Genomic DNA, 16,384 nt, shown 5'->3' on the forward strand with positions numbered 1-16,384 from the left:
CTTTGGCGCTAAAGTGACGTTTTTCTAGCATTGGATGAAAATGTTCAGTAGGATAGCAAGGCTGCTTGGTGCTCATCGTACTGAAGGGTGCGTTCTTTTGGGAATAGGCGTGGGTAGTGACGATCTGATATATATCGTCACAGCCAAGCAGCACATTAGTATGAATAGAATAAGCAATATCTAGCCAGTACGTTAACCCGTGCTGGCTTTTTTGTGCCTGACATAAAATAAGGTAGCAGAGCAAACAAATGCTGACGCACTGCGTTTGTCGGACTCACTCAACCTCTACATGCAAGCATATAGCAGGTCGAGCGATCCATGGTTTATCCAACAAGGTTAAAATGGGGTGGGTACAGTCGAGTCGTGCTGACTTTTTTCCTGAAATAAAACGAACGCTGAAAATCAAAAACCTCGAAAGTTCTATAAAAACTCACGAGGCTCTGAGGGGTATCTAAGCGGTAAAAATCTTAGTCGTATCGTTTGGACTGAGACTAATATTTCCAGCCGTTAAATTGCAACGATTTAGGGATTGGGCTGTAGCAAGGGTATTCAGTCTGTAAGCCGTAATTAATGACTGTGGCTGTATCTACACTAAAAGCGGCTGCATAATTCCCTTGTCTAAAACCTTCTGGATCGATCTTGGCCGTTTTATCTAACACCTTCCAGATGAGATCTACGATGAACTCAGGGTGGCGCCTTGGATCAAGTGTCATGGTGTCCTGCATGCAGAACCAGTTTCCACCACCTAGACGTTTTTGATTTGTGGCGCTTTTAAAGTATGCAGTATGCAAACCTTGTAAGTAAGCGTTTAAGCGCATCGACTCTACCGTGTCTGTCTCATCAATGTGCTGCAAGAAGTAGGGCAGTTTTGTGATGTCTGCCATTGCTCTAGGGGCGCTATACAGTTTGGGGCTTTCGTACTGCTCGTGTATCTCGCTCAGCAGTTGAGTGAGCTCAGGCGAGTGGGTTTGAGCTTGCGCACTTGCACAGGTAAGCAGTAGCAACGATAAGATTTTTTTCATGGAAACACTCCTTTTAGATACCTGATCATAATACCAGTATTTAGGCGATGCATAAAGTCCTTTTTATGCATCGCGATCAATACTACTTATTTGGGTTTTGAGTGTATCTTGGCGCAGCAGGGTACGCTTGATCCGAAGTGACGTATTCCATCCTTTCCGGTCTGTTTACCTCTGTTTCTACCTGTGATTTGACAGTCAGCTCAATGATAGGCTCAGGCTTTTTAATGGGTTGCTGCGCTTGCGCTTGCTGATGTTGTACATTATCGGTAACGCCATCAAAGCGCTCTTGGTTAAACAGTCCACCCGTTTCATTGGTGTGCAGCATCGCCGTGCGCTTGTCTGCCACCGTATCAACGGTGCTGTCCCATCCTTTTGCCATGGTGCTGTTTTGCTCCGGTGAAAGGTTTAGCTGCCCCGCAGGTGTGCTGGTTTGGTGCGTTTGGTTCATTTTGCCTACAATTTTTGCTGTGTCCCCATCAAGTCCCGCCATGGTTGCAAACGCTTCCGTGCGAGTGAAGTCTTTCCATTGTTCTTTCGCCTCAGCAATATCTTCCGGTTGGCGGGCGGTCATGAGGCGTTGGACGTCTAGTTGTTCTAATTTTGCTGTATTTTCTAAGTAACCTTGGAAGGCGTCATTCGCATTCGCAGTAAAGCTGCCACCCCCAGACTCTAAACGCGTTTGGGTGTTGGAGAGGGCGTTCAAGTCCGATTGGCTTTGCATCACGCTAGCGCCAAGTGATTTGGTGTTGCTGGTGTTAATCGCAAAGTCATGCGCAAATTGCTCCACAGCGGTGCGGGTGTCTTTGTTGTCCACCTGCGTACCGGCACTGGTGACTGCGTTTGCCCCTTCGGTGTATTGCTGCGTGGATTGCTCAAGCTGCTGCTTTTGCTCACTGTTCATATTGCTGTAAGCGGTACGTTCATCGTCAGACCATTTCACGCCGCCACTGGCGTTGAAATTAAATAGCGATTTCCCTTTACCCGTGCCGACGCCGCCCTCGAAGCCGCCATGGGCACTTTGCAAGTAAGCTTTCGATTGGTCTTCTGTCCAGCCCGTTTGCTTAATCACGCTGTTAACCGCCGTTTGCATGTCATTCATGCCCTCGCTGACTTGGGTGTTAAAGCCACTGGTACTGCCTTCACCGTAGCTGAGGTTTTTCCCCACACTGTCATGCCAGCGGTCACTCAGCGCTGCGCCTGCCTGAATGTTTTGTCCCAGTTGGGTGCTGCTTTGCTCTAGGTTTTGCGCGGTGTGACTACGGGCATTGGCTACACTCTCTTGCAGCATGGCCGACGTGTTGGTGTTGATGTTGCCGCGGCTCGTGGTTTGGGTGCTGTCGTAGGTAATGCGCCCATCAGGGTGTTGCGCGACCACCGTGCCATCTGCTTTTTGGGTGTAGGTGTGACCCTCGTTGGCAACGGTGTTGGTATCAAACTTATTGGTGTTGGTGTTGTTCATGCTGTGGTTATCAATCTGCATGCTACCAAAGTCCAGATTACCGGTGGACGCTGCCGCGCTCGCTCTGGCATTGGTTGAGTTAATCATGCTTGATAGTTGGTAGTTCATGCTCGACATGACTTCTTGGCCCCCTTTGAGGATGCCCTTCGCTATCATAGGTACGCCTATCATCAAGATGCCGGTCATCCAAGCAAAGCGGCTGTGAAGTTCATCCGCGGCGTTGGCGTTGGAGAGCACCAACCCTCCAAATTTACCGGAGACGTCCGTTGACAGGGATTCCAACCCCCAAAGCTGAAAGCCGTTGATGATGGCAAAGAGTGCCGGCCATGTGGCTAAAAAAGCAAACGTCCCAAAATAGTTTTTGAGCACCATCATGGTTAAGCCAGGAATGACCGCGGCCCCGGCGACAAAGAAACCGAGGCACGCAAAGAGCATGAACATCATCGTATGGAGCATCGGTAAGTATTCTCTGGCCATTAAGCCTAATGACGCCCACATCGAAGTGGTTTGCAGTTTGTTGGTGGTATAAGCGTAATTGAGCGCCGCTTGCGTCGGGTCAAGGCTATCAAGATTGTAGCGCAGCTCGTTCATCAGCATGTTTTGTTTGATGGTGCTGGACGCGCTGGTACTGATTCTAAAAAACTTGTCGTAGCTGCGGGTGAGTGACTGCACCACTTGCGGCTTATAACGGTCTGCGTCTTTGCCAAGCAGTTGATGCGCTAACAAGCTCATGTTTTTATTGGCGGCATCATTAAAGCGCTGCTTGATGATAGGGTAAGCCTCATTACATCGTTTGTAGGTGCTTCGGCCGCCGCCTTCATCAAGGAATAACGCGCGCAGTGGGCTTTGTCGAATGCCATCGAGAAACACAAAAATATCAGGGGCGTTGAAAAGGGCATCCCATGTGTATTTTCCATTGATTCTGACATCCCCAATCATGCAGTTATGGAAATAGTCTCGCCAGAGTTTTTGTAGCGACAACTCATTGATTTTGGATTGTCTTGAGAGCTGGTAAAGCTCTGAGCCAAACAGCATCCCCGTACGACCGTATCGCTCATCGTCGGAGGTGGTGAAAATGGCTTCCACCCCTTCCGCCATCCCCACCATGATAGATGAGAAAAAGTACGTCGGCACTGCCACAAGGTAAGGGACGTTGTCCACCTTATAAGCCTTACCCGGTTGCGTCTTATCAATGATGAGCATGTCGGCTTTCATGTTGATAAGAAACAAGGGGACGGCGAAAAATACCACCATCCATTTGATGAGGTCTTTGGGGTTACGTGACAGCATGAAGATAAACAGACTGGTGACCAGTCCCAGCATCATGCACATCTGTAAGTAATCCCCAAAGGTATTGGTTCTGAAAAAAGTGGCCAGTGCATTAAAGGCTTTGTTGACCACCTCGCCGGAGGTGTAAGTGTAATATTCGAGTATCATCGGTCAGTTCCCATAAGCTTGCGCGGGTTTGGTGGTTGTGCTGATTTCTTTTGTGCTTTGTTGCGCGGTCTTTCTTTGCGAGTCAATCAGTTGATTGCGGTTGTTGAGCGCTTCAATGGCTTTATCGGCCAGCCCTGCGGTAAAGCGTTTGGCGTTATCGATATCGCGCGTGATGAGGGTGATGTCATCGTGGCTGTTGTTGGTGTTGGCCAGCGATTGGCGGGCAACATTTAACATGCTCACGAGGTACTGATTCAGCAGCTCCACCGCTATCATTCGTGAATAGCTGTTGGTATCGGGCGTTTGATTGGCGGATAAGTCGTCAATAAAGAACTTGAGTACCGGTGATTGGGTCAGCTCCAGAAAACCCTCTTGCTTGAGTGTGAGTTTTTGGTCGGTGGCTATCTTTTGCAGTATCGATTCCAGTTGTGTACGTATCTGGTTTTGTATGCCGTTCGTTTGAGAGATGGATAAATGGTTTCGTTTGGTAACGGTAATGCATGCCTTGGGATCTGTGTTGCGGCACTGATACACGTCAGCTTTACCCCCTTCAAGCAAGACATTGACCAAGTTATTGTTATCGGTCAAAAGGCTAGGGTAGTAACGCGGGTTGCCGTCTTTGTCGTACACGTAAGTGCCTGACAAGCTCATCATAAACTGCGCCAGATTTTTGTCGGCTGACAAAAAAGCGTTATTCATAATCGCAGACCACACCACGTTGTGATTGGTTTGGGCGATGTCTTTCAGTGCAGAATCATTCTTGGCGTTGGCGAGCTGACCGGCGGCTTTGCCTCCTGAGCCGCATTCATGCTGCGCTTCAACCCAATCCGAGAACGCGTTGTTTTGTGTGCCGAGCGTCGCGCAGACGTGTTTTTTGGTGGCCGGGGCAGCAAAGGCGGCCAATCCACCGATAGACGCTTGCGCGGCTTCGCAAGAGTTGACCGACTGGTTGAGGTATTTGTCGGCAATGGCTTGCAGATTATCGAGGTTTTGTTTGAGCTGCGGCGCCCAGGTTTGCAGGGCTAGATTGACAATAAAGGGCGGAGCATTATGAATGATGGCTTTGCCCAGTTTCACCAGTTGGTCTGAGCTGATGTGTGAAAACCCGCCCATGAACATATCAATGCCAGAGCACCCTGCACTGATGGAGGGAACCGTGGCGCTGACCAATTGTGCATCGACAATTTTGTTGCGCACAAACAAGCTGCCTCCGGTGTAGTAGTTTGCCGACTGCCCTTGGTAAGCGGTCGGATTTGAGACATTGGCGTTGTACCCTGAGTTGTCAAAAAAACGCGCCAGCGAGTTATTGGTGTCGGCGTGGCTTACGCTTGATAAGCTGATGAGAAACAAAGGAATAACGCACTTATGCACCGAAACGGTGGATAAGTGGTGGGAAAGTGAGCGTTTCATCGAAGAGCCTCCTGCACGCGCGGATCGCTTAAGGCTTGTTGAATGCTTTGGGCGAGCGTGCTTTCTGGTACGTCCCCAATGCTCAAGCGTGAGAACTTACGGCTATTGACGTTCATTAAAAAGGTCGCGGGCATGACGGCTTTACCGTTGCTTGGGAAAAAAGTCCTGCCTATCTCTGGTGTGACAGGAATAGGCACTTCAAAGCCAGCAATCCCCACGCCATCCACAGAGAAGGCGTAAACCGGTAATTGAAATTTCTCACCAAGGCGAGTGATTTTAGGCGCGGTCTTATGGCAGTATGGACACGTGCTTTCGAAAAAGAACGCGAGGGCGTATTGGTTTTGCATGGCCGCGTGTGCGCTTGTGGTTAACAGAGTTAAACTAAGCAATAATATCCGGGAAAAGGGCATGATGCCTCCAAATAGAGTGAATTAACGTAATGGATGAAGTCAGAAATTTAATGGTGAATAACCCTGTAGGGTGGTTTTTCTTCGCAGCGCTAGTGATGGTTGCCGTATTTTTGTGGTTTTGCATCGATTGAGTGACTTTAAAAATTCGATTGCTTAAAGTTGGTGGCGACATTGTAGAAGCGACCCACTAAATCATTTTGACTTATCCAGCCATACGCCAGTGGCTTCATCTCTCCAGTGCTTGGGTGCACTAAAATCAATGCAGGTGTAAAAGGCACTGAGACTTTGCCTTGGTTATGGCGGTTTTTTTTGAGGTTAGTGATGAAAGTATCATCATTGCTGATACCCAATAACTCAAAATGGTATTGGTCAGCAAACGCTTGGATGGACGGGGCGAGTTGTTGGCTGAGTGTATCTTTACCTTCATAGACAAAGAAAAACCCCCATCCGTCTTGTTTCATCTTTTCAACCGCGTCGGTTTTCTTCTTATCCTCCAGTTCTAAATACACCTGTCTTGCGGCTTGCTCCGTCGGGTGGTCTTTGGTGTAAGAGAACTCAGGTCTTTCGAGCAGCAGCGCTTTAAAAGTCATGCCTAATTGGTCGGTTTGGTCTGTGATAAAGTGATTTAACGCTAAAAACTTAGCGAGCTTGTCTTTATCTTTGGGATGAATGGCGGCGTCGTTTTGCGCTTCAATATGCGCAGAGTGAAACCAGTCCATCTGTTCGGTGGCCGATAAGGTTCTAGGCGGTGACACAGTGGTTTGGGTATTGCTTGGCAGCGGCTTGGGTTTGGGCGTTTTGGGTGCTTGTCTTGGCTCGTTGTACCATCGCCACCCTGGAGGGGCGTCATTGGCGAGAGCAGAAGGTAGAGGGGCAAGCAGCGTTAGGGTAATGACGTAAAGCAGAGATTTTTTCATCATCATAGGCCTTGGTTAAATAAAGCGAAGTGACTAAGAGGTTAAGCATTTGGGTCTCTCACGTAGGCGGCGCATTTGATGTGGCGATGGGTTGCGTAGCGTGAGTAAGTATTGAAGGTATTCATCATGGAGCAAAGCGTGGTGTTTAGACCATACGTCTTGCTCACTGCTAAAGTAGTGAGTCTGATTTTCAATGTTTTCTATCAGCTCTCGATACTCATCCAGCCTTTTAGTGATATCGGGATAACGGTCAAGTTGTTTGGTGAATATCACATCGTTTGGAATGAGCCGTAAGAGAGTAAAGGTACGCAGTAAAAAGGTTTGCAGGGGTTTGATAAACATAATCATAGACCTTGATGAAATGCGGCAGAGTGTTTAAGTAATGGGTGACAGTGCGCTTATGGCTTTTCCTACAATTTGCGGTGATTGGCAGAATTGAGGTTTGAATCTTTCGTTATCGCAAAGTAACCAGAATCCTTGTTTTTCTTCATCCCACTGCAATCGTCTAAATATCCGACCTTGCGAGCTATCCAAGCAATAAATGCCGTTAGGTAGGTGGCTATCTGGTGTGAGTTTTTCAAGAACTACCGGCGTATTGATAGATAGCGTTGGGCTCATCGCATCGTCTAAGCAAAGTTCGACGCATTGGTTGGATTGAAGCCAGTGGTTATCGGTGTAGTTCTGGCCGGTTAATAACCAAAGGATATCTTCATTGGCCAGTTGCGCTATGGCGATTAAGTCGTGAATGCCAGGAGTGCTTTTGCCATTTACATAGTTGTTGATGCTGACAAATGAGCCTGCACCTTTCCAAGCTTTCGCAAAGGCTCGTTGCGACATGGGAGCAATGGCAATGCGAAGTCGTTCACCAAGTCCGCAGATTTGCTCCTTTATTTTGGGATTAAATTCTCTTTTTCGAGTCTCTAGATTGTTCATGGTCTACTTTATCTTCACATTGATTGTGTTTATTTAATCAGGCTTAGTTTGGTGCGCTGAATCTTTGTTGCACTCATTGGTCATCTGTCTTGAGCGTTTGCCATATTTCGCTTTGATGTGATCGCAAACGCTAAATAAGCTGGTTACAAATAAACTGAAAATCACCAAACTCAAATAAAGTAGCCCTATCTGCTCTCTTTCTCGCTGTGTGGTCACACGTGCAGAGTCGGCTATTGAGGTGGTTTTTACTTCCGAATTTGGACAAGGGTTGGCATTACCTACGATGCTTGCTCTATCAATCGGTGTTCCATCGGTGCATTCAAAAATGCGTATCTGCCCTTTTTCGTCTTTGCCTAGCCACGCAGCTTGTGTTACTGCGGTGACTATTCTTTGGTTGTGATTAAAATGGCTGTCAGTTGCTAAAACATAAGCAGCGATGACAAGCAGTAATACCGCGGGCATTTGAATGAGGTGGTTAACAAGTAGTGATAGTGTGGAGCGGTGGCGCTGGATAAAGTTTTTCATGTGATTTCCTTTTTAGTTGTGAGGGTGCTCGTTATCTTGATTTTTATGGTTTCCCGATCGCACGTAGGAAGTCGGCATTGCGTTAAAACGTGTCTGCAGCGTTGAGTGCATGACTTTTATTGCGATATAGAAGAGTAGACTGTACAGCGTGATATCAATGCTAAGCTGCCAAGTGTTTGTCATGGCGGAGTGAAGCGAAGCAAGAGACATCGCGTCCAATTGCTCTGGTGTCAGCGTTGTGATGTGGATGGCCAAGAGGCAAGTAAAAATCGAGGCCAGCAGTGCAAGCATCAGCGCAGCGATGTGCATTAGGCTGATGGCTTGCTGCAGGGCGTGAGTCAGTTGGTGAGTACGTTTGGGTGTCATGGTGTGTGTCCTTTTGTCTCGAATCGTTTGTTATCCCCCCGTGGCACTTTGAAGGCGTTTCTTAATTTCATCAAAGTTGGGGAGGTTGGTGTTGGCGTGCATGTCTGGATAGAACTCTTTAAAATCAATGTATTCAAAGTTAATTTGTCCTAGTTCTTCGGGTGTAATGGCGGCGCAAGTGGGGTTTTTGGCACTGCCTAATCGTTTACCCAGTTGCTGAATAGAGCCTTGCTCTTGGATGATTTTAGCGAGCTTGTTGTCGTAAACGCAGTAACTGCGCTTTTTGCGGGTGCAGACTCCGAGCACTTTCTTTGCGCAGTATTGCCCCACGTACAGGGTTAAGCCTTTCTCTTTGGCTTCACCGAGCGCTTCTTCCGCTTCGCTGCATTTTGCTCCTAAGCCTTGCCCCCATCCTGAGTCTTTACAACAGTCGTTAAACCCCGCGAGTTTCTTACTGCATTGCATTGGCTTACCTGTGAATATTTTAGGTGGGTCGCCCACATCTTTTACCGCTTCGGCAAGCCCGGCGAGCGCGGCGACGGACTTATCAAAGTTACCGTTAAGTTTAGGTTCAGGTACGTAGCAGTCTCCATCAAGACAGAACGATTGCTCACCACACTGCATGTTCGTGGCTCTGCAGGTCTTCTCAATACAGTTTTTCGTGACTTCATGCTCGATGCACACCCCGTTTTGTTTGAGGCTGCAATGAGTGCTCACGGTTTCGCATTGGCTTGGTAACGATTGGCAGGTATCAGCCATTTCACACTGGTAAAGTGTCTGGTATTTCCAACAATCCAGCGTGATATCCACGCCATCAATATTGCGTGTTTCTTTTCCTTCAATGCATTTACGCTCTTTGGGTTTGCATTGAGGGATGAGACGGTCACATTGTTTGTTCCAACTCATTTCATAATCGGTATACCCCCAGACAAGACGACCTGCGGCGCGCCCTGGTATTTGCCAGTTAGGGAGCGTTCCCGGCTCGAATTCTCCTGCCTCCGAAACGCGAGAAAAGGTGATGGTCTTTGACGTTAGCGTTAATGGTGGAGAAAATTGGATCGTGCCAGGTGTGACCGTGTTTGAGCAATCTTCAAAATCAGGATTGCACTGAAAGGAGTTTTTCCCTTTATGCGTATAGATAAGGTGGTCATTGATATAAAAATGAGTCGTGATGGCCCAAGTATTAATGGCATAGAGAGCTGGGATAGTGATTGACAATAAGGTCTGCGCTTTTTCTGGGAGCGTCACTGTGTCAAATCCGTGTAGGCGTACGTGGTCATGCTGGTAGACGATAGAATGATAAGGCGTAATACCGGTAATGAGTTGTGGGTTACTTAATATCGCTGTTTCATTACAAGGTACGGGGGTGTTGGTTGGTTGCGTACACACCTTAGGCGTCGATTTTTTAAGGCATTGCTGACCCGTATCGCAGTCTACGTAGGCATTCGAAATGCCATGAGTGATTTCAAACGCATTCTCTTGGCCAAGTAAGGCAAATTGCATTGCCGGATCGTTTTTTACATCCGGTCGCCCTTTGTTGAAGTTGGCGTTGATGTCTTGAGCCAATTCATTGGTCACAAACTCTGTTCCCTTTTGGGCGTTGATATCACTGTCTGACAGCTGGGATTGTTTTGGGTTTCGCCTCTCTTCTCGGCACGCCGCGTCTTTGCAATAGTCATCGATGTTGAGGGGGAGGGCATCAGGTTTGAGCGCTTGACCGGCTGCTTGTTTCGCCCAATTGACGCTGTCGGTAAAGGTCTGTTGCTCGTTAGCCAGTGCGAGCGTAGAAAAAAGACTGAGCGTGAGCGCAGCCAGGACATAAATCCGCATAAGAAGCACCTCGTCAAAAATTGTGATGATAGAGGGTTATTGGGAATAGAGCGTGCGCAGTAATGGATGAACATTTTGCTGCGCATCGCCCGTGGCGAGGTAATCCAGAGCTTGATAGAGCGAGATATTACCGTAAAGGATATCGTAGTCCGTGGCTTTACAAGGCTGCTTGGGTAAGCAGCGGTCTTGTTTAACCGAAACAAACGCCGGTACGCGCTGAATATCAAACTGCTTAAACCAATCGGGACTTATCGAAAAGCCGCTTTGAATGGGCGCCTTGTTGGGCGAGCGTATTAAGGACTCAATGCGCTTGGCCGTGGCCGGAAAGCCTTGGGGTAAGACGCCGCGTATCACCAGTGGTACGCCCAAGTGCTCACTTTGCATCAACAGCTGCTTGAGCGCGGTCTTGGGCATGGTCAGTGAAACAAACACCATCACTCCTTTTGGGGCTTGGTCAGGGTTGCGCGTGGGCTTTTGTATTCCCAATAAAGGAGAAAGGCTCTCTTCTTTTATCAAGTCCTGAACATTGCGGCTAAGCGTCAGCGCTTCTTCTCGATAAGCATGGGCTTGGTTTTGTATGTCGTCTGTATCCCATGGTTTTGCTGTCTCTGGCTGTGAAGCCATCTCTTGCTCAAGTTTGGCAAAGGCTTTGAGTTCTTGCTCTGTGTAAGCTTGAGTGGAGAACGCCATCAAACAACACAGGAAAACAAAAGAGCGCCGAAAGGCGCCCTCAAAAGATAGAATGGTCATAGTTACCTCTTTGTTATGGCCGCTTAAAAGGGGGATAAAGGGTGTGAGCGTTTTGAAAGCTGATTGACCGCACCTTACGAGTGTTGAGGTCGCGGCAAAACGAGAAACAAAACTGCGAGAGCGGGAAACAGCAGTAGATATGCTTGTCACAGGCAAGCTCTGTTTTTAAAAAATCAGAAAGAGAGCCGTGGGTACTGGCTATAAATAGATTTGTTTCATTATTATGGGCTTGAATGGGTATCATCACTTAATCTTATAAAAATACACAATTGCGCTTTCGCCATTGTACAAAACCAAAATTGTCCCCTGTCACTGGATTGTCATGACCGGCTTCCCAGAGTGTGGTGGTCGTGGTGTATGGGTGACACCAGGCCGCATCGGGAATAGGCGCCGACATTTGATACCGATAACGGGATTTTGGCAAGATAGGATCGGGATATTGATAACAAATCGCCCCATCTTCACCGCGCGTCTCCCAGATTATCCCCTGCCGATGCAGTTTGTAGTTTAGCTTCTCCATTAAGAGTGTCGCCGCTTGAATAGGCGTGTCTCGATAGTTGGTGGTGCCAGTCAGTGGGTAGGCACTGCCTTGTGAGCCTAAACACCAAAACAGCGCATCAATAGGCAAAGCAACGTTCGCTGAGGTCAACATGGCTTCGGGCACGCAAGCCAGCTGCGCGGCTAGATTACCAAACAGTAGCGCTTCGGGATTGATAATGAGCGATAACTCGTCGTCGTCCCAAAGTGGGTCAATCTCTGTCATGTAGGCCACATCAAACACATCGGTGGCCATGCAAGCAGTGGATTGCATCAGTTGTAACCAGTAAATGACCGGGTACTTATACCAATGACCATGATAAAAACCGCCGTCACTGCTGTCACTCTCTCTGGCGGTAACGCGCCCGCCGATACGCTGACTGTTAGCGCCTGACATTTCTACGCCCATGTTCACCATGCAGTAAGGGACGCGTGTGATATCGGTTAAGGCATAAGGCTCCCAATAGCCGATGTTGACCCCAACTTGTACGAAGACGGGTGGGGGTTTAGGGCAATAAGAGATAGGCGTTGTGGGGTTGGTGGTGTCTGGATATTTGGACGGCATGACCGTGGCTGAGCCTATCGTCATCGGGAACAAGCAATCCCAACAAATATCGGTAATGGGGTTAATAAAACGGCTTTTACAGGCGGCGCTGGCGGCTAGGGTGGATGGCGCAATAAGAACCAATAGGCAGCACAGCAGTAAACGAAAGTATCGTTGCGTCATGGTGGTGTCCTTTTTCCACGCGTGGCGTGGTGCTCCTTTTGTTTCGACAAGAGGCTTCGCCTCGTTATCGCAGCCAAAAGCGAGCTTGGTGAATAGAAAAGAAGTGATATTGGAAACATGATCAAGGGAGGTGCGCAGTCCCAAGTCAGTTATGTTGTGTTAGAATCTGGTGCGAAATTTAACCATTTATGAGGTCTTATATGGCATCCTTAAAAAGTTGTAGGGTTTGTAATGACTCTATATCCTCAAACTCTAGCGCTTGTATACACTGTGGAGAGCCTGATCCGTTTGGTATAGAAAAAGCAAAGAAGATAGTTTCTATTCTCTTGCTCGGCGCCGTCGGGTTGTATTGTTATTTTTCAGGTTACTTTGATTTCCTCTATCGTTGAGAGCAGTTTGGCTAACTGCGCAAGTTCTTTGTCGGCTTTCTCACGATGATACCCAAGGTGGTAAGTCAATGAGAACGGCACAAGAGAACGATACGCTCGACTGTAGCGTTTGTGAGTGAGGTGAAAACACAGTTGGCAATGGTTGTTGAACATAGCAGAGAGATGCCATGGTGACGTTTTTAGGCGTTGAGAAAGTTGCTTAGCAAACCAAACAGGCGCCGTAAAATAAAGATAAGGCGCTGAAAACCGCCCTGTTAGCCAGGCAACGTGCCCTTGGCAAGAGCCGATGGTTGCCACGCCCTCAATGGCGTTCAGTGCGTGCACCGCAGGGGCAATTTGTGGGTCAAGTTCTTGATAATCTTGTCTACGAAGCGCAATGCCTGCCAGCGTGATCTCGTAGAGCAGCTTTTTCCATCGTTTTTGGGTTGTCATTACTCTATCTCCAAGGGTTGCAAGCCCGATACGTTCACCTCATCGATGCGCCAGCGCGTGCCGTCTTGGTAGGCAATAGCAGGGACGTGAGTGATGTTAAGCGATTGGGTTAGGTGGCCTTGCTGCGAAAAATACATTCTTGCGTCCAGTAAGGTCGCCATTTTATTCGGGCTGCCTCCTGTCAGTACCCACTTGATTGGCTTGGTGTTTTGATACTCGCTGGCAAACCTTCGTTGCTGCGCGTCTCTGGCATCAAAAAAGACCAGCACCTTACTGAGTTCAAACTGTGGTAGAACGTCTTGACCGTCGACCTTTGGCCAAGTGCGGCTGTCAAAGGGGTTCACCCTAGTACCCGCCTTGGCTATCACTGCCCCCGTCGTGGGGGCGATGATGTCTTTAGGGATAGTGATGCTTGGGTCAACGTAAAAGGTGCGGGGGTTGGTCGTGGTGGTTAACCCTTCAACGGGCGGTGGGGTTTCAATGCTTTGTTGTACGCGCTCTGTGAACTCGTTTTGCATGTCCGCCAGTTTACCGCTGGCCTCAAACCCTTTCAGCCTTTGGTGTATCCACTCCAGCATGTCGATTTCACCGATAGGGAAGACCGGGGCGACTTGCCCCAATGCTTTCCCGTGAGCGTTAAAAGTGGCCATGCCTGCTGCGAGGATAAAAGGCAGCAAACTAAGCGCTTGCGCCAATAGCTTGATTAAAGGCGTCAATTTCTTTGCCATAAAAGTGCATGGAGGTTTGCTCAATGGCGCGCTCCAGCGATTGACCTTGTTTATAGAGATTTTCACAATACTCAAACTCCTTTGGCTCGGTTGAGAACATGGCGCGTTTCACCGGAGAGGCGAAAAAGCGGTGGTAGGTGACATGGCCGCCCGCCTTGATACGCGCACTGCTGTATCCGGCTTCTGCAGAGGGGGCGAAGCTTTTAATGATGCGCTGCTCAAACGGTGAGAAGGCATCGGGGTTTTGGGCTAGATATTTATCAAACCCTTCCCCTTGGCGAAGAATGATGTGGATATCGGAGTTGTTGTAGCAGGCTTTGGCTTCTTCACTGCTAAAGAAATCCTCAATCCCTTGAGTCACCGTGCAAAAAGCGCCGCCGAACTTACGGGCGGTGCGATAACCGGTGTTGATGAACTCCCTGGCTTGTTCGTTCGCCCCAGAGAGCAAGCTCCACGCCTCTTCGATGATGCACATCTTGGGAGTAGAGCGAGAGCCTGAAAGGTACATCTGCTGGTTAATCGACACCATCAGCGCAAAAATGACCGGTCTGAGCACTGCAGGCGGGAACCCATCGAGCTCCAACGTAGTAAATTCAACGTTTGGGTCGAGCATGGAGGGCTTGTTGAACACATCTTTGTACATGCCGTCGGTGCAGAACTTTTTCAGTTGCACCGCAATGTCTTTGATGCGTCGGTCGCCTTCTTCTCCCGCAATCTCAATCAAGGCGTCTCTGACATCATCCACTAAGGCTTGATTGCCTTTACACTCCCACGCCGTCACTATCGCATCGCCGAGTACACTTTGTTGAAAGGCGGTCAGCGGCGTGTAGGGCGACGCAATGGTGGCGAACAACGCGGTGATGTTATCGAGCGCTTCCATCATGGGGTCAACGGGTCTACCGTCATCGTCCACAAACTCAAACTCCGCATTTTGCATGGCGCCTAAATGGGTGAACGGGTTTAAGAAGATGTTGGCGTGGGTCATGTAGGTTCCCCCAAGGCTGAGCGTCAATTTTTTGTAGCTGGCGCCTTTATCGAGTATCCACACTTTACCGCCCATGGCGTAAACCGTTTCCGCGATTTCTTGAACCAGAAAGCTTTTCCCAGCGCCTGAGCCTCCCGTCAGGGCGATGTTTTGGTTATCACTACCACAGGTGAAAGGGTTAAAGAACGAGATTTGTTGGCGCATCGTGGGTAAGAGTACGCCCCCTTTGAGCTGGCTAAAGTCCATGATGAGAGGAAAGAGATTCACCAAGTTAGAGCTCTTTAAGGTGCGAACGCGCCCGGCTTTTTTGCAATCGCCCCATAACCCTTCACTCATCATAAAAGGCATCGTGGAGAGCAGCGCTTGGGGCTGATTCATTTTTAGTGGAATGATATCAAGCCCCGCATTGCCAAATGACTCCTTCGCCGCTTGGGTGTCTTTTTTCTGACAGGCTTTGTCGGTCAGCAGTGAGACGGTGAGTACCATAGACGCGATGGTAAACTCTTTAGACAACAAGCCTTTTTGCAAGGCTTTGCGCTCTTTGAGTTCGTCTTCGGCCATGGGCGCGAGTATCGCCATTTGGCTGTTCACCGTCTTGGTTAAGTCTTTTATCTTATTATCGTTATCTGCGTTCTGCTTACCGGTTGGCTCGTTGCGAAAGCTCAAGGTCACGCGATGCGGGCAAGTGATGTTACGCGATACGTTGCGGATAGAAGAGAAAGCCTCGGGTAAGGCGTACAAGCGATAATCACCAGGCAATCGAGAAAGCCCCAAATGAACCAAGCGTGTGCGTACCTCTTCCCCTTGGTCATTGGTGTGACGGGTGGCGATATGGCCACGATGGGTTAACGCTTCGGTATCGGGAGATAACGCTTGCAGGTTCAAAGGCTCTAATGGGTTGTAGCTTTTTTCCTTTGGCCGGTCTTGGCGCTTATCAAAGTTTAAGATATCCCCCACACCAGTGAGCAACATCTCAGGTGTCACGGGCAGTAAATCAAACCCCAACTGCGCGAGTCCCGTCTCTAGCGTCATTCGCGCATCCAGCAGCTCTTGTGGGTCTTTTTCCGTGGTGGAGACAAAAAAGAACGCGTCGTAGTCGCGCAAATCAAAGCGATTGTTTTTTTGTCTGTGCAGATAACCGTGCTGCGCGGCGTAGTGGGCGTAAATGGCGTCATCGTTGGCCATCTTCTGGCAGATACCGCCTCGCTGACTGAGTAGCGCTTGATTGCCTTCTAAGTAGTGCGCGACACGGTTATGACCAAACAGCTGTACTTGATAGTCCCATTTATCCCCATCGGGCAAGTCCCCCATGAGGTGGCTTAATGACTGAATTAAATCTTCGTTTGCGCCCCCAAGGACGCTGATTTTAAAACCAAAGCCGCGTGAGTGAGCGTTATCAAAGACTTGCTCAATGGGATCGTAGTCTCGATACGGTAATTCATGGTGAAGGTGGTTTTGGGCTTGCTTGGCATCTTGGAACAAGGCGGACAAGCCACTTCGTGAGGTAGAAAACATGGGTATTCCTTT

The 16,384-nt window shown here is 48.8% G+C and carries 15 protein-coding genes; all 15 read right to left on the reverse strand.

Annotation, left to right across the window (positions count from 1 at the left end; translation table 11 throughout):
* Positions 1-491 precede the first annotated feature (491 nt).
* A complete protein-coding gene (locus M4S28_RS25675) occupies positions 492-1,022 on the reverse strand; it encodes a hypothetical protein (protein WP_249633836.1) in 531 nt (176 codons plus the stop codon).
* 82 nt (positions 1,023-1,104) lie between these two features.
* Positions 1,105-3,918: a conjugal transfer mating-pair stabilization protein TraG gene (gene traG / locus M4S28_RS25680; protein WP_249633837.1), complete on the reverse strand. Its 2,814-nt coding sequence runs from the start codon at positions 3,916-3,918 to the stop codon at positions 1,105-1,107.
* 3 nt (positions 3,919-3,921) lie between these two features.
* Entirely contained in the window at positions 3,922-5,328 is a 1,407-nt protein-coding gene (locus M4S28_RS25685) for a conjugal transfer protein TraH (RefSeq protein ID WP_249633838.1), read from the reverse strand.
* Entirely contained in the window at positions 5,325-5,738 is a 414-nt protein-coding gene (trbB, locus tag M4S28_RS25690) for a type-F conjugative transfer system pilin assembly thiol-disulfide isomerase TrbB (protein ID WP_249633839.1), read from the reverse strand. The genes M4S28_RS25685 and trbB overlap by 4 nt, the downstream gene beginning before the upstream one ends.
* A 137-nt stretch (positions 5,739-5,875) precedes the next feature.
* On the reverse strand, positions 5,876-6,655 hold the full coding sequence (traF, locus tag M4S28_RS25695) for a type-F conjugative transfer system pilin assembly protein TraF (protein ID WP_170213763.1): 780 nt from the start codon (positions 6,653-6,655) through the stop codon (positions 5,876-5,878).
* Positions 6,656-6,688: 33 nt separating this feature from the next.
* Complete coding sequence (locus M4S28_RS25700) at positions 6,689-6,997, reverse strand: hypothetical protein (RefSeq protein ID WP_249633840.1); 309 nt, start codon at positions 6,995-6,997, stop codon at positions 6,689-6,691.
* Positions 6,998-7,030: 33 nt separating this feature from the next.
* Entirely contained in the window at positions 7,031-7,588 is a 558-nt protein-coding gene (locus M4S28_RS25705; RefSeq protein WP_231718194.1) for a hypothetical protein, read from the reverse strand.
* A gap of 33 nt (positions 7,589-7,621) precedes the next feature.
* Positions 7,622-8,113 (reverse strand): hypothetical protein, encoded by a 492-nt coding sequence (locus tag M4S28_RS25710; protein ID WP_249633841.1) that lies wholly within the window; start codon positions 8,111-8,113, stop codon positions 7,622-7,624.
* A gap of 12 nt (positions 8,114-8,125) precedes the next feature.
* Positions 8,126-8,479, reverse strand: coding sequence for a hypothetical protein (locus M4S28_RS25715; RefSeq protein WP_249633842.1), 354 nt, complete (start codon positions 8,477-8,479; stop codon positions 8,126-8,128).
* 30 nt (positions 8,480-8,509) lie between these two features.
* A complete protein-coding gene (traN, locus tag M4S28_RS25720) occupies positions 8,510-10,309 on the reverse strand; it encodes a type-F conjugative transfer system mating-pair stabilization protein TraN (protein WP_249633843.1) in 1,800 nt (599 codons plus the stop codon).
* Between the two features lie 36 nt (positions 10,310-10,345).
* A complete protein-coding gene (gene trbC / locus M4S28_RS25725) occupies positions 10,346-11,059 on the reverse strand; it encodes a type-F conjugative transfer system pilin assembly protein TrbC (RefSeq protein WP_139686226.1) in 714 nt (237 codons plus the stop codon).
* Positions 11,060-11,312: 253 nt separating this feature from the next.
* Entirely contained in the window at positions 11,313-12,323 is a 1,011-nt protein-coding gene (gene traU / locus M4S28_RS25730) for a conjugal transfer pilus assembly protein TraU (RefSeq protein WP_249633844.1), read from the reverse strand.
* A gap of 359 nt (positions 12,324-12,682) precedes the next feature.
* Positions 12,683-13,144: a hypothetical protein gene (locus M4S28_RS25735; protein ID WP_139686224.1), complete on the reverse strand. Its 462-nt coding sequence runs from the start codon at positions 13,142-13,144 to the stop codon at positions 12,683-12,685.
* Complete coding sequence (traW, locus tag M4S28_RS25740) at positions 13,144-13,872, reverse strand: type-F conjugative transfer system protein TraW (protein WP_249633845.1); 729 nt, start codon at positions 13,870-13,872, stop codon at positions 13,144-13,146. Before traW ends, M4S28_RS25735 begins: the two co-directional genes overlap by 1 nt.
* On the reverse strand, positions 13,823-16,372 hold the full coding sequence (gene traC / locus M4S28_RS25745; RefSeq protein WP_249633846.1) for a type IV secretion system protein TraC: 2,550 nt from the start codon (positions 16,370-16,372) through the stop codon (positions 13,823-13,825). Before traC ends, traW begins: the two co-directional genes overlap by 50 nt.
* Positions 16,373-16,384 lie beyond the last annotated feature (12 nt).

Origin of the sequence: Vibrio sp. J383 (assembly GCF_023503985.1) — a bacterium.
Classification (GTDB): Bacteria; Pseudomonadota; Gammaproteobacteria; order Enterobacterales; family Vibrionaceae; genus Vibrio; species Vibrio splendidus.